The sequence below is a fragment of the Lysinibacillus composti genome (assembly GCF_016908465.1).
In the GTDB taxonomy this organism is placed as follows: Bacteria; Bacillota; Bacilli; order Bacillales_A; family Planococcaceae; genus Ureibacillus; species Ureibacillus composti_A.
Genome location: NZ_JAFBDY010000008.1, coordinates 39,659 through 58,446 on the forward strand (window position 1 = coordinate 39,659; position 18,788 = coordinate 58,446).

15 protein-coding genes are annotated in these 18,788 nt (G+C 37.9%); 3 read left to right on the forward strand and 12 right to left on the reverse strand.

The window, feature by feature from the left end:
• Position 1 precedes the first annotated feature (1 nt).
• Positions 2 to 1,633 carry a glycerol-3-phosphate dehydrogenase/oxidase gene (locus JOD29_RS10430; protein WP_124764671.1) on the reverse strand — a complete coding sequence of 544 codons (1,632 nt, stop codon included), beginning with the start codon at positions 1,631 to 1,633 and terminating at the stop codon, positions 2 to 4.
• A 300-nt stretch (positions 1,634 to 1,933) separates the two neighbouring features.
• Between JOD29_RS10430 and JOD29_RS10435 the strand changes: the two genes are divergently transcribed.
• Complete coding sequence (locus JOD29_RS10435) at positions 1,934 to 2,134, forward strand: DUF6366 family protein (protein ID WP_124764673.1); 201 nt, start codon at positions 1,934 to 1,936, stop codon at positions 2,132 to 2,134.
• Positions 2,135 to 2,219: 85 nt separating this feature from the next.
• Here JOD29_RS10435 and mutL read toward each other — a convergent pair whose 3' ends face one another.
• Positions 2,220 to 4,091, reverse strand: a complete 1,872-nt coding sequence (mutL, locus tag JOD29_RS10440) for a DNA mismatch repair endonuclease MutL (protein WP_124764675.1) — start codon at positions 4,089 to 4,091, stop codon at positions 2,220 to 2,222.
• Positions 4,092 to 4,340: 249 nt separating this feature from the next.
• The gene (mutS, locus tag JOD29_RS10445) at positions 4,341 to 6,965 is read right to left on the reverse strand and encodes a DNA mismatch repair protein MutS (RefSeq protein WP_124764677.1); all 2,625 of its coding nucleotides are present in this window, start codon (positions 6,963 to 6,965) and stop codon (positions 4,341 to 4,343) included.
• 170 nt (positions 6,966 to 7,135) lie between these two features.
• Between mutS and JOD29_RS20595 the strand changes: the two genes are divergently transcribed.
• On the forward strand, positions 7,136 to 7,258 hold the full coding sequence (locus JOD29_RS20595; protein ID WP_275579644.1) for a hypothetical protein: 123 nt from the start codon (positions 7,136 to 7,138) through the stop codon (positions 7,256 to 7,258).
• Positions 7,259 to 8,031: 773 nt separating this feature from the next.
• On the opposite strand, the gene cotE is transcribed toward JOD29_RS20595, so the two are convergent.
• The 6 genes from cotE to JOD29_RS10475 all read right to left on the reverse strand — a co-directional run bounded on the left by cotE (position 8,032) and on the right by JOD29_RS10475 (position 14,702).
• On the reverse strand, positions 8,032 to 8,679 hold the full coding sequence (gene cotE, locus JOD29_RS10450; protein WP_124764679.1) for an outer spore coat protein CotE: 648 nt from the start codon (positions 8,677 to 8,679) through the stop codon (positions 8,032 to 8,034).
• Positions 8,680 to 9,120: 441 nt separating this feature from the next.
• Positions 9,121 to 9,558 carry a YlbF/YmcA family competence regulator gene (locus JOD29_RS10455; RefSeq protein ID WP_124764681.1) on the reverse strand — a complete coding sequence of 146 codons (438 nt, stop codon included), beginning with the start codon at positions 9,556 to 9,558 and terminating at the stop codon, positions 9,121 to 9,123.
• Positions 9,558 to 11,102 carry a tRNA (N6-isopentenyl adenosine(37)-C2)-methylthiotransferase MiaB gene (gene miaB / locus JOD29_RS10460; RefSeq protein ID WP_124764683.1) on the reverse strand — a complete coding sequence of 515 codons (1,545 nt, stop codon included), beginning with the start codon at positions 11,100 to 11,102 and terminating at the stop codon, positions 9,558 to 9,560. Before miaB ends, JOD29_RS10455 begins: the two co-directional genes overlap by 1 nt.
• 368 nt (positions 11,103 to 11,470) lie before the next feature.
• Entirely contained in the window at positions 11,471 to 11,830 is a 360-nt protein-coding gene (locus JOD29_RS10465) for a hypothetical protein (RefSeq protein ID WP_124764685.1), read from the reverse strand.
• A gap of 266 nt (positions 11,831 to 12,096) precedes the next feature.
• A complete protein-coding gene (locus JOD29_RS10470) occupies positions 12,097 to 13,053 on the reverse strand; it encodes a nuclease-related domain-containing protein (protein ID WP_124764687.1) in 957 nt (318 codons plus the stop codon).
• Positions 13,054 to 13,151: 98 nt separating this feature from the next.
• Positions 13,152 to 14,702, reverse strand: a complete 1,551-nt coding sequence (locus tag JOD29_RS10475) for a methyl-accepting chemotaxis protein (RefSeq protein ID WP_124764689.1) — start codon at positions 14,700 to 14,702, stop codon at positions 13,152 to 13,154.
• Between the two features lie 259 nt (positions 14,703 to 14,961).
• Here JOD29_RS10475 and JOD29_RS10480 point away from each other — a divergent pair, with 259 nt between their 5' ends.
• On the forward strand, positions 14,962 to 15,165 hold the full coding sequence (locus tag JOD29_RS10480) for a spore coat protein (protein WP_124764691.1): 204 nt from the start codon (positions 14,962 to 14,964) through the stop codon (positions 15,163 to 15,165).
• Between the two features lie 44 nt (positions 15,166 to 15,209).
• Here the strand turns inward: JOD29_RS10480 and JOD29_RS10485 are convergent, their stop codons facing one another.
• The 3 genes from JOD29_RS10485 to JOD29_RS10495 all read right to left on the reverse strand — a co-directional run bounded on the left by JOD29_RS10485 (position 15,210) and on the right by JOD29_RS10495 (position 18,623).
• Positions 15,210 to 16,076 (reverse strand): 2-oxoacid:ferredoxin oxidoreductase subunit beta, encoded by an 867-nt coding sequence (locus tag JOD29_RS10485; RefSeq protein ID WP_124764693.1) that lies wholly within the window; start codon positions 16,074 to 16,076, stop codon positions 15,210 to 15,212.
• Entirely contained in the window at positions 16,076 to 17,815 is a 1,740-nt protein-coding gene (locus tag JOD29_RS10490; RefSeq protein WP_124764695.1) for a 2-oxoacid:acceptor oxidoreductase subunit alpha, read from the reverse strand. Before JOD29_RS10490 ends, JOD29_RS10485 begins: the two co-directional genes overlap by 1 nt.
• A gap of 541 nt (positions 17,816 to 18,356) precedes the next feature.
• A complete protein-coding gene (locus JOD29_RS10495; RefSeq protein WP_036174445.1) occupies positions 18,357 to 18,623 on the reverse strand; it encodes a stage V sporulation protein S in 267 nt (88 codons plus the stop codon).
• Between the last annotated feature and the right edge of the window lie 165 nt (positions 18,624 to 18,788).

Here is an 18,788-nt window from a genome sequence, read left to right on the forward strand (position 1 = left end):
ATTATTTTGCTGGGTTTTTAGCATCTTCTAAAAACTGGTCTAATTGAATTTGATAAAACAATTTCTCACTATCTGAATAGCCGATTATTTCTTGCATGATATCCAGTACAGCTTCTTTAAATCGTTCCACTTGCTCAATATTAAAATACAGTTGCCCCGTTCTGCGAATGAAAAAGTCTGAAGGCGTATAGATCATTTCATGATAAATTGCATATAACAATTCAGCATGGAGTGCCTTCGGAAGACCATTGAGCTCTAAAGTACGCGCATACTCAAATACTCGATCGACATTTGTTCCGTAGCGTCTAACAAGCCTTTTTGCTTCCTCATATTCAATACCTGCAGCTTCCCCAACTTTTGCTTTGTTCGCCACATAGTCATTGAAGTTTTGCGAGTTCAACCCTTTAGCACCCGATAATAATAAATACTTTGTTTCACAATCTTGTGCATGTTTAAAGCGATGTCTTTTTACAATTTTGTCCACAATCTCTTCTGCCATTTGGCGATATCCCGTCAGTTTTCCACCCGCGATTGTCATCAGACCGTTTGAGGAGAACCATATTTCATCTTTACGTGAAATTTCGGAAGGATCTTTCCCAGCTTCAGCAATTAATGGTCGAATCCCTGCCCAAGTTGATTCCACTTGCTCAGGTCTCAAGTTTAAGTCTGGGAAAATGTGATGGATTGCATCAAGTAAATAAACGACTTCTTCCTTCGTTGCGATTGGTTGAACTGGATCCTCTTCGTAAAACGTATCTGTTGTGCCGACATATGTCTTACCATCTCGCGGAATGGCAAACACCATGCGCCCATCTGGAGTATCGAAATATACTGCTTGCTCGAGTGGGAAATCGGATTGATTTAGGACAATATGTATACCCTTTGTAAGTTTGAGGTATTTACCATTTTCGATTTGATCAAGTTTTCGCACTTCATCCACCCAAGGACCAGTTGCATTCACAATTTGCTTAGCATGAATCGTCATTGTTTCACCCGAAATCTCATCCCGTACATTTGCAGCAACAATCTTTTTCTTCTCAGTGATGAAGTCCGTTACTCGGGCATAGTTTAGGCAAATCGCTTTATATTCAACAGCCTTTTTAAGCACTTCAATTGTTAGCCGCGCATCGTCTGTTTTATATTCCACATAATAGCCAGCCCCAAGCAGCCCCTCTTGTTTTAGATTAGGAATTTTTTCTAACGTTTCTTTTTTGGATAGCATTTGACGACGCTCGGTTTTCTTCACTTTGGCTAGTTTGTCATAAAGATTAAGGGCGACAGAAGTAGAGAGTTTTCCGAGTGTTCCTTCTTTATAAAGTGGTAGCAGCATCCATTCAGGCGTTGTCACATGCACGGCATTTTCATATACAATTTCACGTTCCCTACCTACTTCTGCGACTAACCCAACCTCAAATTGTTTAAGGTAACGTAGTCCTCCGTGCACGAGTTTTGTGGAACGGCTTGAAGTTCCTGCCGCAAAGTCTTGCATTTCCACAAGTGCCACCGAAAGTCCGCGTGATGCAGCATCAAGTGCAATGCCAGCCCCCGTAATCCCGCCTCCAATAACTAAGACATCAAACGAATATCGATTTAGTATATTTATAATATTTGTACGTTCTTTAAATGAGAACATGTTGATCCCCCTCTAGTCTACGAAATTTCTATTACAATTGTTTTCGTCATGTTGAATGCTTCTTTCATTTGATAATGAAATATCATAACCTTCAAATGTTATGTAACTATTTATTTAGTTGATGAAAATTCTTTGTAAATCGAACTTATTTCTAAATTATTGGGAAAAACAGCTTACTACGGTATATTATACTAAATTAGAATGAAGAAATCTAAAACGCAAAACAGCAATCTTTTTATGAGTTTGCTCTTACCCAAAACGAACAGGGCTTTAGGGGAGAAATTTCAAAGGGGTGAGATGATGTCCACTAAAAAAGAAAGTCCAGAAGAAATGAGAGAACGTATGCGCCAAGAGGAATTAAAAAATAATCCAGCCGGTTCTTTAAATGAAGGATTCAATAGAGGACGTTCACCAAATTTAAGTGATATGAGTTGGAAAGAGACGGGTATATTAATTTTAATCCTGATTGTTGGATATATTGTATTTTCATTATTTTTTTAACCGGGTTAATTTCTAGTGAACAAAAAAGCGTATTCTAGAAATTTCGAATACGCTTTTTAAAATTAATTCAGCTAAATGGGAATTCCTACATGACCCGTTTAAACATTTTCTCCACTTCATAGGTTGAGAAGTGAATCATGACTGGACGACCGTGTGGACATGTAAATGGATTGTCTGCTTTTCGCAAGTCACGAAGCAATGTATCCATTTGTTCTTTCGTTAAATAATAATTTGCTTTAATTGAACGTTTACAGCTCATCATAATCGCCGCTTCTTCTCGTAGCTTCTTCACGTCTGGTTTGCGTTCTTTTAAAACTTCTTCAATTAACTCTTCGATAATTTCTTGTTCAAATCCTTTTGGAAACCACGTTGGATGGTCGCGAACAATGAAAGAAGATTGGCCAAATTCCTCTAAATAGATCCCCACTTCCTGTAAACCTTGCAAATTTTCTTTTAAAATCAAGGCTTCATCGGCTGAATAATGGAAAGTCAGTGGCAGTAAAAGAGCTTGTCTTTCATTTGGATCAACTTCGCCGACTTTATCACGGAAGTATTCGTATTTAATTCGTTCTTGTGCAGCATGTTGGTCAATGAGATAAAATCCGTCTTCCATTTGCGCCACAATATACGTTCCATGAATTTGACCAACCACTTCAAGATCTGGGAATGGTGGCTTTGTTTCCTCAATTTGAGGGGGATTGGGTGCCACTTCTTCATTCATTGGAAAATCAAATTGCTCTTGAGCCGGTTTTTCTACTGGAGTCGGTAAAGCCTCTTCAAACGGTGTTTCATCCCACACTGATGGCATGACGTTTGTTTGGTTTTCTTTCACGACAAGTTGTTCTTCATTTAATTTATGCACAATCGCGTTTATTTTTGATTCATCAAAGGATGGTGCTGGTTTAAAGATGTTCATTTGCTCAGTCGGCACGCGTACAGGTTTTTCCTTTTTCTCCACAACAGGAACATGAATCGCCCCACGAATCGCTTCACGAACTGATTTTTCAACGAGACTCAATAATTCAGGTTCTTTACTTAGACGAACTTGATGTTTTGCGGGATGAACATTGACGTCTGTTAAATAAGGGTCCCCTTCAATATAAAGAACAACAATCGGATAGCGCTCAATTGGCAAGTACGTGTGGTAGGCATCAACAATTGCTTTCTGAACAAGGTAATGCTTCACCCAACGACCGTTCACAAAAAGAGACATGTAATTTTTCGATGCCCGAGTGACTTCCGGTAACGTTGCGAACCCATGAACTTTGTAATCATGACTTTCTCCACTAAATGGCACCATTTTTTTCGCATTATGAACACCATAAATTGCAGCTAGCACTTGTTGCACATTGCCTCGCCCGTTCGTTTGAAGTAAGGTTTGACCGTTATGTACAAGTTTAAATGCAATATCTGGATTACCAAGAGCGAGACGGTTAAGTAAATCAATGGAGTGACCCAGTTCGGTTTGAATCGTCTTCAAATATTTTAATCGTGCCGGTGTGTTGAAAAATAACTGGGAAACCGTGATATCCGTCCCTTTACGGAAGGCAGTTGGTTGCATATTAATGACATGTCCACCTTCCATCTCTAGTTCAATCCCACTATTTTCACCATCGGAAGTTTTTAAATTAATTTTTGAAACAGAAGCAATCGAAGCGAGTGCCTCACCGCGAAACCCCAAAGTACGAATCCGGAACAGGTCTTGCTCTTTTGAAATTTTCGATGTAGCATGGCGAGAAAACGATTTTAAGGCATCCTCTTCATCCATTCCACTGCCATTATCTGTAACTTGGATGGAGGTAAGACCAGCTTCTTCAAGAAATACTTCGATCGACGTACTTCCGGCATCAATGGCATTTTCTAAAAGCTCTTTGACAACAGAAGAAGGTCTTTCTACTACTTCACCTGCTGCTATTTTATTGGATAGCCATTCATCCATAATTTGAATTTTCCCCATGTGAAGCGCCTCCTTTTTTTATTTCAGACCTAGAATCTTCGTTCAGTTCAGTTTACTAACGGGTCTGTTGTGTTTACATTGCCTCGTTATGTTCACTTACAAGTTCGTTGTGTTCACCTATGGCCTGTTGTGTTCACTTATAGGTCCGTTATGTTCACATAGCCTGGTTTCTGTTCACTTACAGGGCCGTTGTGTTCGCTTAGCCTGGGTTGTGTTCACTTGTGTATGAATCTTTCGCGCTGTCCGAACTTATTTTTTATTTAGCAATGTTTGCTGAAGTTCATAAAGAACATTGATGGCTTGGATTGGAGATGTTCCCATAATGTTCATTTTTTCAAGTCGTTCGATCACTTCAAGCTCGGCATTTGTTTGTACTACTTGCTCTAATGGTTCAACTTGCTCCGCTTGTGACTCATGGACTACTTCCTGTTTTACTTCTTCATCAAAGAATGAAAGTTGCAATTCTCCATCTTTTTCTTCGGAATTTTTGACCGTTGCACGTTCCTTTGCCTCGAATTTCTCTAATAGAATCTGTGCACGTTCAATAATGGCGTCTGGCATCTCAGCAAGCTGCGCTACGTGAACACCGTAACTTTTATCTGCTGCGCCTTGCTTCACCTTATGTAAAAAGACAACTTTCCCATCTTTTTCGGTCGCGCTAACATGTACATTTTGTAGTTTTGCAAGCTCTTCCTCAAGTTCTGTTAGTTCATGATAGTGAGTTGAGAATAACGTATTGGCACCAATTTTATCGTGAATATATTCCATCATCGATTGGGCAAGCGCCATCCCGTCGTATGTTGAAGTCCCGCGCCCGATTTCATCGAATAACAATAAGCTTTGCTCTGTTGCATTTGTTATGGCATGTTGGGATTCAATCATTTCTACCATAAACGTTGATTGACCAGCTGCTAAATCATCCGCAGCCCCAATGCGTGTGAAAATTTGGTCGGTAATTGGTAGCACCGCTTCATCAGCCGGAACATAACAGCCCATCTGCGCCAGTACAACAATTAACGCCACTTGACGCATATACGTACTTTTACCGGACATGTTTGGCCCCGTGATGAGCATCATGTTCTTTTGCTCCGTTAAAATACAGTCATTTGGAACATAAAGTTGTTTATTTAACATTTTTTCAACAACCGGATGACGACCATTCACTATTTTCAATGCCTTTCCTTCATGAAATTCTGGTTTAACAAAGCGATATTTTTCTGTTACCACTGCAAAGCTTACATACACGTCTAGTTCACTAATTTGAGAAGCAAGAACTTGTACACGTGGGATGAAAGCTTTTAACTCCTCACGTAATTCCACAAATAAATCATATTCCAGCGATAAACTTTGTTCTTCAGCATTTAAAATAATTGCTTCTTTTTCTTTTAGTTCTTCTGTAATGTAGCGCTCAGCATTGGCTAAGGTTTGTTTGCGTTCATAACGTGTTAAGTCAGCATTGGCAATGTTCGATTTTGTTATTTCGATATAATAACCGAATACACGATTATAGCCGATCTTCAAGTTTTTAATGCCAGTTAGTTCACGTTCTTTTTGTTCGAGTTGCGCTATCCAGTCTTTCCCGTTTCGTGACGCATAGCGTAATTCATCTAATTTTTCATGATAACCATCGCGAATAACGCCACCTTCTTTGATTGAAATCGGTGGTTCATCGGTAATCGCTTTTGCTAAAATCTGCTCAATGTCTTGGCATTCATCCAAATTGCACCCTAGTTGAACGAGTGTTTCTTTGCCACTTTGAATGAGCTTTTCTTTGATAAATGGTACTTGTCTAAGTGATTCACGAAGCTGCGCTAAATCACGGCCCCCGACATTACCAAATGCAACGCGACCTGCTAAACGTTCTAGGTCATAAACAGCTTTTAACAGTTCACGTAATTCATCGCGAAGGAAAAATTCATCTAATAGCTCTGTAACGATGCCCAGTCGACGGTCAATGGCACTACGGTTTGCTAACGGTTGATGTAACCATTGTTTTAATTTACGACCGCCCATTGCTGTCACCGTTTCATCTAACAGCCACAGAAGCGTTCCTTTTTGATCTCCCCCACGAATGGATTGAAGCAACTCTAGATTACGTTTTGAATTCGTGTCTATACGTAAATATTGTTTTGATTCGATATATGTAAACGATTGAATATGAGTTAAAGAACGCATTTGAGTACGTTCAACATATTGTAAAAGCGACTTTGCCACACCATGTAAAGTTTTTGGAAGTCCTTGGACATATTTTTCGGACTCGGCATTTGGCATTTCTTCGTTTTCGAGCGATAAAACAATTCCGAGATTCGACGCATGTTCGGCAAGTAAAATTTGTAGGTGCTCTGTCACTACCAGTTCTCTAATGTTAAGTGCCTGTAGTTGAAGCAATAAAGTCTTCGATCCACCCTCAATGATGGATGCGTTCGCTTCACCTGTAGATACATCAAGATACGCAAAGGCAAAATGCTGCTCGTCAAGCTGTTCTGCACAACCAAGGAAATGGTTAGATTTCCCATCAATTGTTTTCCCCTCTGTAATCGTCCCCGGGGTGATGAGTTGAACCACTTCACGTTTTACAACACCTTTTGCTTGCTTTGGATCTTCTGTTTGCTCACAAATTGCGACTTTGTAACCCTTTGAAACTAGCGTCTCGATGTAGCCTTGAGCTGAATGATAAGGAACTCCGCACATAGGAATCCTTTCTTTCCCACCTGCATCACGACCCGTTAACGTAATTTCAAGGATTTGGGAAGCTTTTAAGGCATCATCAAAAAACATTTCATAAAAATCCCCTAATCGATAAAAGAGGAAGGCATCTTCATATTCAGATTTAATTAATAAATACTGTTGCATCATCGGTGTGTATGTCGTCATTTCGTAAACCTCACTTGAATACTTTGTATCTTTTATTATAACAAATTTTTAAGAAAAGCGGAGGTTCTCGGGTTAAGTCTTACTTTTGGAAATTGTCTAGCTACTTGGGAGGTTGAACTGGATTGAGTTAGGGGAATTGGGATATTTTGGTGCATCTTAGGTATTTAGTGATGAAGGATCGTTCTCATGAGGGGATTGTTGGGGGAGTTGTAGTTATTCTTGCGGATTGGGGATTTGATGGGAACTTAGGGGGATGGAGAAAATCTAGACAGGTTGCTCGGTATTCTAGATAGTTTTGGCAATATTCTAGACAGTTTTTATGATAATCTAGACACTTTGGGGATTTTTCTAGACACTTAAAATTAATCTGGACACTTTCAACATTAATCTAGACACTTTTCATGGAAATCTAGACGCTTTGGCACTTTTTCTAGACACTTAAAATTAATCTGGACACTTTTGGCATTAATCTAGATACTTTTCATCATAATCTAGACGGTTTAGTATTTATTCTAGACACTTAAAATTAATCTGGACACTTTCAACATTAATCTAGACACTTTTCATGGAAATCTAGACGCTTTGGGGATTTTTCTAGACATTGAAATAATCTGGACACTTTCAACATTAATCTGGACACTTTTCATGATAATCTAGACGCTTTGACACTTTTTCTAGACACTTAAAATTAATCTGGACACTTTCAACATTAATCTAGACACTTTTCATGGAAATCTAGACGCTTTGGGGATTTTTCTAGACATTGAAATAATCTGGACACTTTCAACATCAATCTAGACACTTTTCATGGAAATCTAGACGCTTTGGCATTTATTCTAGACACTAATATCATCTCGACACTTTTAACATTATTCTAGATACTTTCGAAGAACGGGAATCACTTTGTAAAAAATTTAAAAAGTAATACTTGAACTTCTTCAAAATACTCCCTTTCTTGAAATTCCTTTAGCTCTTACATGCTCCCCCCTCAACTTAAATTCATAAAAGAAATAAAGAAGAGCGCCATTTTTATCTACTTTTCTTAGTAGATGGCGCTCTTACTTTCTTATAGGTGAAATGAAGATGATTCGTCTTTAAATTTGCCGTGTTTCCCTCTGCGTGAATCAGAATCTACGCTTGAAGATGATGAACTTGAGCTTGAACTAGATGAAGAAGATGAACTTTCATCTTTGCGGTCGTGTTTACGGTCACGATCGTCATCATCGTCGTCATCGTCATCTTGGAATCTCCACTCTTCTTCAAACTCGATTGGATGTACAGATACGACTACTTTTGTTTCACCGATTACTTCAACTATGAATTCACGTTCCACTACAACGTTGAAGCAGTCTCCACCTGGGTTGATAATTGCTTCGATACAGTTTGGTTGTTGTAATACACGAACGTGGCAATCGTTTGAATCGATAATATCTTCGTCACGGTAGTGTAATTTCACTTTATCTTTATAGCTAATTGTTTCTGTAAATACCGCTGTTTTTGAGTGGTTATTGAACGCGTACCACACGTTCACATCGAATTTACCTGATACAACAACAAATTTGCCTTCTTTTTTTGCTGAGTAATGATGGTTAATTACCCAACATCCTAAAATACTTGTTGGAGTATGTGGTGGACGTAACACTTCACTTGCTTCTGTTCTCTTCTTACCTTTCGCGATTACCGCTTTAGTCACGATTTGACGTAAACGTTTCAACGCATTTCCTCCTTTTACACTCTTGTCGAACTATAGTATGCGGCGAATGCCTAATTGGTGAAATGTCCTGGTTTATATAAATTTTTTATTTAGATAAACTGATACACGACGTTGAAAAACTAAAGATACTCAAGAATGATTTCAATTAAATTAGAAGAAGGACTGTGAATAATACTGTTACCGCATGTCATAGTTAATGGATAAAATTGGTTTTGTCTTCCGCACATAGACTATTGTATTAAGCACCTACCTAATTTGCTCCAAAAAAAAATAAAAAAAGGTGAGCTCAAAAAATTGAAGTTTTTCCAACTTTTTGAGTCACCTTAATTTATTATACGCTTTAGAGCCTGCTCGGGTAGGTTTCACCTGAAAAATCGCATGTCTCCGCGCGAGAGGCTTACTTCATTCAATTTGGGTAAAGCCTAAAAGAATGATGGTTTATTATGAACAGCTTCCTGGTTGGCTGTTGCGAACTTTTGAACCTGTTTCGCCGCGCAGTTGATCGCCGCCTGTTGATTCAATAATTTCGTTTGTAACGTTGTTTGCAATTGCGTTAGATACTAATTGTAAAAGTTCATTAACTTCCACTTGAGATTGTTTGAACTCTTGAACGATAGGAAGTGCATCGATTTCCTCTTGGATTTTATCGATTTTATCTTCCACTAATTTTTGTGCTCGTTCTTTTCCAATGGCTTGGAAGTTAACTGCTTGTTTTTGAAGTGTTTTAAGACTTGCAATTTTTTCACGGACTAATTGGTTATCGTTAATTTGCTCTTCTGCTTTTTTGAAAAATTCTACTTGTTCTGTGTTCGCAATCATATGTGCGATTTCTTTTGCTTTTTCTACGATCTCGTCTTTAGTATAGAGTTTTGTTGTCATTATACTTCCACCTCTTGTCGATTAACTACCTCCACAAACTCACCACGTAATGAATATGATTTTGCGTCAGTAATTTTCACTTTTACAATGTGTCCAATTAATTCTTTAGGTGCTTCAAAGTTCACTAATTTATTTTTTCTAGTGTAACCAGCTAAAACGTCATCACGTTTTTTACTGCTACCTTCAACTAATACTTCTACTACTTGACCTTCGTATTTTTTTAGCGCAGCTGCAGAAAACTCTTCTACCACCGCATTTAAGCGTTGTAGACGTTCTTTTTTCACTTCTAACGGTACATTATCTGTCATTTTTGCTGCAGGTGTACCTTCGCGAGGTGAATAAATATATGTGAACGCCATTTCAAATCCAACTTCTCGGTAAAGATCCAGTGTTTCTTGGAATTGTTCTTCTGTTTCGTTTGGATAACCAACGATAATATCCGTTGTTAACGCAACGTTTGGCATTGCTTCTTTAATTTTGCGTACCAAATCTAAGAAATGTTCACGTGTATATTTACGTGCCATAATTTTAAGGATTTCATTTGATCCAGATTGAACTGGTAAATGAATATGTTCGACTAAGTTGCCACCTTTTGCTAACACTTCGATTAAGTGGTCGTCGAAGTCGCGTGGATGACTTGTTGTGAAGCGAACTCGCGGAATACCGATTTGGCGAATCTCGTCCATTAAATCCCCTAAACCATATTCAAGATCTGTTAAGTCTTTTCCGTAAGCATTTACGTTTTGACCAAGTAACATGATTTCTTGATAGCCTTGTGCTGCAAGTTCACGAACTTCTTGAATAATCTCATCAGGACGACGGCTACGCTCTTTCCCACGAGTATAAGGTACGATACAGTATGTACAGAATTTATCGCATCCGTACATAATGTTTACCCATGCTTTAATGGCACCGTTACGAGATTTCGGAAGGTTCTCAATAACGTCCCCTTCTTTCGACCAAACTTCGATGACCATTTCTTTTGACATGTATGCTTCTTTTAGGATGTGTGGCAGACGGTGAATATTGTGTGTTCCGAATACCATATCGACATGTTGATATGTAGTTAAGATTTTATTAACTACTGATTCTTCTTGTGACATACAGCCACAAACCCCGATTAACATTTCAGGATTTTGACGTTTATATTTAACGAGGTAACCTAACTCACCAAATACTTTATTTTCAGCGTTCTCACGGATTGCACATGTATTTAATAAAACGACATCTGCCTCTTCAATTGAATCAGTTGGGTCATACCCTAATTCCATGAAGATCCCAGCCATTACTTCAGAGTCATGCTCGTTCATTTGGCAGCCATACGTACGAATAAAAAATTTACGACCATTCCCCATGCCTCTAAATTCTTCATCAATTGAGAAATCTTTGTGGTATTTCACTTCTTCTTTCCCACGTTTTTTCGCATCTTTTAATGAAGGCGTCGTAATGACACGTTCGAAGTATTTACTATAGTCCTTTTCAGGCTTCGCTTCAGGTTTTGGTTGTTTCACTTGTTGACTCGCTAGTCGTTGTTCTTCATTCATTGAATCTTGAGACTCCTTTCAATTGTTCAGGTACACTCGAATCCCATCTTCATATTATAACGAAACATAGGATAAAAGAACAATAACGTACATCGAAAAGTACCCGATTTGCCATAAATTACATGGAATAAGAGTTTTGGGGTGTTATTTAAGGTGGTTTTTTTGGGGCGATGGGGGCTTAGGTATTGAATGATGGAAATTTGTGCGGTCTGAATAACGCGGGAGATTCTGGGTGAAGTGAAAGGTTTATGGTGCATTGAGTAAGTTAGGTCTGAATGGTTTGCAAATTTGCATGTGGATTAAGCACTTTGGCGCGCGTAATTTTTTCCTCACCTTGCAAGATGTTATTATCTCCTGAAACGTTCTCTTCACTTCATCACAGAAATAAACTGTTGGTAATGTTTCGGGTCGTTTTCTTTTAATATAGAAAGAAACGTAAAACATAATTGCACAACAGAATGCCAGTTCATTGAATATTGCAGTTCAAACTGGTGCTTCGGTAATTTAAGAACTGCTTGGAATATCGATACTGCATCAATTTGCTTCTCTTCTAAATAGGCAAGAAACGCAAGAAATAGCTTGTGGTCCTGTATTGCAAGCGACTTCTCTTCTACTAACTTATTAACTTGCTCTGGATTCTGAAGTGAATTGGCTTTACTGAACAACTTGGCCACTTGCACATCCTGTTTTTGTTGTTTAATTGAGATAAAATCTATGACATTGTTCAATTTGGTTACCTCTTTTTATGTTTTTGGGGAGATTTATAATAATCTAGACAAATTCATAGTTAATCTAGACACTTTTTGGATTAATCTAGATACTTTGGGTATTATTCTAGACACTTTTAATTTTTTCCAGACAAATCCGATCAGTTCAAGTTATTCTAGACAAATCAAAGCTTAATCTAGAAACTTTTCGATTTATTCTAGACACTTTTCCAGTTATTCTAGACACTTTCATTCTTTCGTATTTCATTTCTTGTAAAAAAAGGAGTTTAGTCTATTCTTTTTAATATATCTTTTGGAATCTTATATTTCCTACTTTTTGTTGATCCTTTATATTGAAAATTCAATCGAGCTAAAACTTTACTCACTAAAGCCTGGTTTTTGATATTGAAAAAACTTCTAAATTCACTATTTGTAATCCACTCACTATATAGAAATCGATAGTCATGTAACCCCTGATATAAAGGGTCACGAGATTTTATCCCACACGAACAGATAAATTTCCCATAATCAAACTTCATATTGTTACCACACAAACAAAGTGCTCCTTTCCTTAGAGGAGGTATTTCAAATCTTGGTTTGTAAATAGTAGGATTGAGTCGATCAAGAATATGGTTTGATAACAATTCATAATGAACTTTAGGGAGAGCTTTTCTTTCATATTGTATATTTAATTCTTTTATTTTGGAAGGTAAACCAACTGCGTGGATAATCGGGGGGTCAGTAGGTACTGGACCAATGACGGTTGAGGGTTCTGCAATTAAAACCATTTTATAAATGGGCACAGTTAGACCTAGGCGTTCTACCGTTCTTTCAATAAAGTCTGCATGTCTAATAACCTGCTCTATCGGACTTTGAAAGCTCTCGACTTCACCGTTTTTCTTTCTTCGTAGAAATTGATTTTTTTCTTTCTCATACCAAATATATCCTGTAAGGTTTTTGATTTCGAGGATGACGATAAAATTTGGACACACGAATAGCGTGTCAATTTGATGAGAATTACCAAAGTCATTTTTCGTTTCGTAGCTATGAATAAGGATTGAATTGTCAGGTACTGAAATTTCTGACCAAAGTCGATCTACCTTCAACTCTCCTTCGTAACCAATCTCCGCTAATCTCAGTAGATTTTCAATCATCTCTATTGTTTCAATGTTTCCGTTTGCTCTTCTTTTGATTGCATCTAATACATAAATTTTTGATGGCACTTGCCGTTCTACCGTAATCAATCATCTTCCTCCTTTTAAAACCCTTCCCTGGCATTACCGGAGAAGGGTTTTTACATATTTTATTTCATTGCCTGCACAAGATAACCCTTATTGTCTTGCTACACCGTAAACCGCTGGATGGCGTGGGATAGGGTGCGGATGTTGCGGGTGATTTTTTGGATTTCGTTATACATTGCGCGAGTGGCTTCCTGTTGTTCAGCAGTGGATGTAGAGACTTGATGAATCCTTTGCGAGTTTTGCTCGGACACTTTACTTAGCTGAATGGAGTTGTTCGCGACTTCGTTTGTGTTTTCTTTTATTAGTTTCACAGTGTCTGATACTTCCACAATGTGCGGTTCAATTTCGTTTACGTCTGAAACGATTTGTTGGAACTTCGCTGCTGTTTGGTTTGTGGAGTCAATGCCATTTTGAACGGAATGCATTGCTTTTTCCATAAACAGCATTGATTCCACTGTATCATTTTGGATCTTTTTAATGATTTCTTCTATAACTTTCGTTGATTGAACGGATTGTTCGGCTAGTTTACGAACTTCTCCTGCTACAACACTGAATCCTTTACCAGCTTCGCCCGCGCGTGCTGCTTCAATGGCTGCATTTAAGGCAAGAAGGTTTGTTTGTCCGGCAATCGTGTTAATGATTTGGATGACTTGTTCTATTTCTTTCGAATGCCTTGCTAGCACTTGCATTCGATCATTTGTTTGTTTTACGCCCTCTTCAATTTCTTTCATTTGAACTAAGTTCACGTTAACGAAATGTACACCATCATTTGCATCTACCACAGACTGTTTTATGTTTTGTTCAATGTTATCGATGTGTGATGCAATCAGCTCTACTCCACTTGCTATTTCTTGGATAGAAGCAGCGTTTAAATTGATTTGTTCGGTTGAGCGCTGTGTTGCAGTGGTTAAATCCTTTGCATCATTTGAAATATGAATGCTGGCTTCTGTTGTTTTTTCAGAGGCAAGTTGAAGTTTGGCATTTGATTGATCAACTGAAGATGCACTTTCTTGAACAGTTTTAAGAAGTTCCTTCACTTCTGTTGCCATCTGATTAAAACTTAGGATCACTTCGCCGATTTCATTTTTTGCATCATAATTTGCTGTTTTGGTGAAATCACCTTGTTGAGCTAACTTTAAGAGCTTTTTCAGCTGCCTTGTTGGAACATTAACTGAACGTGCTGCGACAACACTGAAGTAAACTACTACTGCAATCATTATTAGAGAAACACTGATTAACAGTTTATAACCAAAGGAAATATCTTTATGGTATGCATTTAGTTGAGCATCAGCTCGGTCTATTATGTATTGTTTCATTTCAGAAGTTAGAGCATAAAAGTCCTCTTCACTCCCCTTTTCGATTGCGGCATCGACTTGCTCTAGAAAAAATTCCATTTTCGAATCGAATTTATACTTTGATAAACTTTTATGTAATTCTCCAAATTTTGCCTGATCCCCAACCTCCATTGCCTGTTCGATATCAGAAATTGCATTTACCGCAAGTAATCTTTGTTCATACATTAACTCTGTATTGTTTTCCATCTTTCTTAAATAATCAATACTGAAGATTGCTAGAATTATGTTTGAAATAATACACACAATCATCAACATGATTAAACGGTCTTTTACCTTGATATAGCGAGAAAAACGCACAAAAACGACCCCTCTACTCTCTATTTCTACTATTGTTTGAGCATAATGGAATAATATGAAGGAATTGTAACAGAATTGTAAACTTAATATGAATTTTTAGTTATATTGACTTAATCCAGAAAATTCATTTCATTTCTTTACTCCTAAAGTGATAAAACAAACTTCCTGCTTACTGATTGAACTCAAAAATCTAGGCTATTAACTAGGATGATTTGTATCTTAAGCATAACTTATAGCGATATTGAAGGGAGGAAACTTTGTGCAATTTGATTACAATCGTGATGGTCGTTACGATGACAGCTATGGAAGAAGTCGTAGAAGAAGACCGTATTATCCAGTAAGCCCTTATCCATATTTTAATCCTTACTTTAATCCGTATTTTCCAGTTAATCCAATTTACCCACCATACTATCAAAGACCACCATATTATCGCCCACCATATGGAGGATACCGTAACTACTAAAATAAAAAAACGGCAGAATCCACGAGAGATCCTGCCGTCCTTTATTACATAAATTCTTTTACTAATTCGTCGAAACGTTCTTTGTTCATTTCTAACTCTGTATCAACAAGTGGTTGATCTGAGTAGCCATCTAATTTTTCTTGGTAAGATGGAGTTTCAGTGTTTTGATAAATGATCCCTGTAACAAGACCTTCTTTTTCCATAACTGTTTGCATTGCTAGGTCACGATTTGATGAATCGTAACCTTCGATATCAGATAGTTTTGTTAAGTGCTCTTTGAACCATTCATACGTATTGACTTTGTTGTAAGTTACACATGGACTGAATACGTTAATGAACGAGAACCCTTTATGTTTAATGCCTTCTTCGATTAAGGCAGTTAGTTCTTTAATATCTGTTGAGAATCCTTGTGCTACGAATGTCGCACCTGATGAAAGGGCTAATTCTAATGGTTTTACAGAAGGTTCAATTGCCCCAACTGGAGTAGATTTTGTTACAAATCCTTCAGCAGAACGAGGAGACGTTTGACCTTTTGTTAAACCGTAAATTTGGTTATCCATCACGACATACGTAATATCTAGATTACGGCGTACTGCATGGATAGTGTGACCCATACCAATCGCAAATCCATCACCATCTCCACCAGAAGCGATAACATTTAAGTTACGGTTGGCCATTTTTAAGCCTTGTGCAATTGGTAGTGCGCGTCCATGGATCCCGTGGAATCCGTATGAGTTAATATAACCTGCGATACGTCCTGAACAACCAATCCCAGCTACAACCGCTAATTCATGGGGTTCAATCCCTACATTAGCAGCAGCACGTTGTATCGCTGCTTGCACTGAGAAGTCGCCACATCCTGGACACCAGTTTGGTTTCACAGAGTTACGAAAGTCTTTAAATGTTGCCATTAATCAAGCAGCTCCTTTACACGATTTTTTAGCTCACGTGGTAGAAGCGGTGTTCCATCATATTTCGTGATACTAAGTGTTTTATCATGACCACCAACATTCATTTTCATAATATTGGCTAGTTGTGATGTTTTGTTGTTTTCAACAACGATCACTTTTTTCGCACTGTTTACTAATGGTGCTAGTTCCTCAGATGGGAATGGGAATAGTAAACGAACATGTGCGTGGTTAACTTTTAATCCTTCAGCAATTAATGCCTCTTGAACTTCTTCGATTGCCCCGCGCGTTGAGTTAAAGCCAACTAGTAACACGTCTGCAAATTCATATGGTGCATTGGTATGCACTGGTGTTTCGAAGTTTAAGAATTCTAATTTTCGGAAACGCTTGTCCATTTGAGTATTACGATTTCCTTGTGCTTCATTTGGTTTTCCTGTTTCATCATGTTCAACACCTGTAACGTGATGAATACCATTTGGTGTACCAGGGAAAACACGTGGCGAAACGCCGTCTTTTGTATTTTCATAGCGTCTGAAATAATCTTTATTTTCATTTGCTGGAAGTTCTTCTTGGACAATTTTACCGCGACGAATCTCAATTTTGCTGTAATCAAATGGTTCTGCCGTTTGTTTACCTAGCGCTAATTGTAAATCTGTAATCACGATTACAGGGATCTGTAATTCCTCAGCAATATTAAACGCTTGAATTGTATCAAAGAACGCTTCTTCTAATGTAGAAGGAGCAATGACAACTTTTGGAATTTCCCCATGGGTACCGTATAACATCGCCATTAGGTCAGATTGTTCTTGTTTTGTTGGAAGACCTGTTGATGGACCACCACGTTGCGTATCAATGATGACTAATGGTTGTTCCGTCATTCCAGATAAACCGATTGATTCCATCATTAATGATAAACCAGGGCCTGCTGATGCAGTAAAGGCACGAACACCACCGTAGTTAGCTCCGATTGCCATCGTTGCTGCAGCGATTTCATCTTCCGTTTGAATAACAGCTCCGCCAAATTTAGGAAGCTTTTTAATTAAATACTCCATAATTTCTGAAGCTGGTGTAATTGGATAAGCTGCCATGAAACGAACACCTGCAGCAAGTGCACCAAGTGCAACTGCATCATTCCCAATCATAAACATACGACGTTTACCGTCAGCAGGTTCAAGCGCCCATTCGCCTACACGGTCACCAATTAAGTCACTCATCACGTCATAGCCGCGTTTAATGGCTTCTACGTTCTTTTCTACAACTTCTTTCCCTTTGCGTCCGAAGATTTCATCCACAACATCTTGGAACACAGAGATCTCTAATTTTAATAGTGCAGAAGTTGCTCCAATCGCAACCATATTTTTCATTAATGAAGTACCTAGTTCAGTAGCAATTTCAGTAAATGGAACTGAGAATAATGGAGCTTTTGAATCTTCAGGCTCCACAGGATTAAACTTAGAGTCTGCTAAGATGATACTTTTTTCTGTTAGTTCTTTATAGTTCACTTCGATTGTTTCTTGATCGAACGCCACTAATATATCTAAATCGTCCGCAATTGAACGAACTTCAGTTGGACGAACTGTAATTTTATTATTCGTATGGCCACCTTTAATACGTGAAGAGAAATGACGATAGCCGTAAAGATGATACCCTAAACGGTTCATAGCCATTGAGAAGATTTCACCAGTACTCTCAATACCTTCACCTTGTTGCCCACCGACTTTCCATGAAAGCTGATGTAACATTGTAACAACTCCTTAAAATTTGCATTTGATTTATATAGCCTCAGCGTTTCGAGAAGAAAAATCACTGGGCACTAACTTATTACATAATACATTATTTTTGACTAAAAATATCCAACTAATTGGGATCGATTTGTAATAAGTAAATTTCACTGTAAAGTTAGAAATTTTTCCATTCTTAGTTTAACACGAAGAATTATCAGAAACTATTGAAATTACAACAATTCCGTGAAAATCAGACCTTAGACTGAAACCGATTTCTCTATAGTATTTGTCGATAAAGAAGAAGTTACACGTAAATGCTATTTTGAAAATTTTCGGAAATTTATTATTGTAAAATATAACGTTTTGAACACATTAATATGGGTTTGGATTTTTGAGGAAGGATTGGATTTTAGAAGTGTGGAGGAAAGAGTACTTTGGATGGATTTTGCCCACTATCCCGTGATGGATATTCCTTCCACATCCGGGAAATAAACAAAAAAAAAACGAAAGAACTCTTAACAACTAGTTTGCGCTAGTGATTAAGAGTTCAATCGTCACATTATCGAGTTCTTTTTTCTACGACTAACTTTAAAGCTGTGCGATCTTCCCCAGCAATTGTAATATCAGCAAAAGCTGGTGCACAAATTAGGTCTGTGCCACTTGGAGCCACAAAACCGCGAGCAATCGCCACTGCCTTTACTGCTTGATTTAATGCACCTGCACCTACAGCTTGCATTTCCGCATATCCTTGCTCACGAATAACCGCGACTAGCGCACCTGCGACAGAATTTGGATTAGAGCGAGATGATACTTTTAATGAATCCACATTTATTCCTCCCCATATTTGCTATAAGATATGACTTGAATGATCGATATGTTTGGCGTTCATTCAAAGGACTTTAAGTTAGTGTCCGTAGCTCATTTTATGCTGGGGAAAAGTGAATTAGAATCTAATATTCTTCAATTTACCATTTAAAAATACTTTTATTTT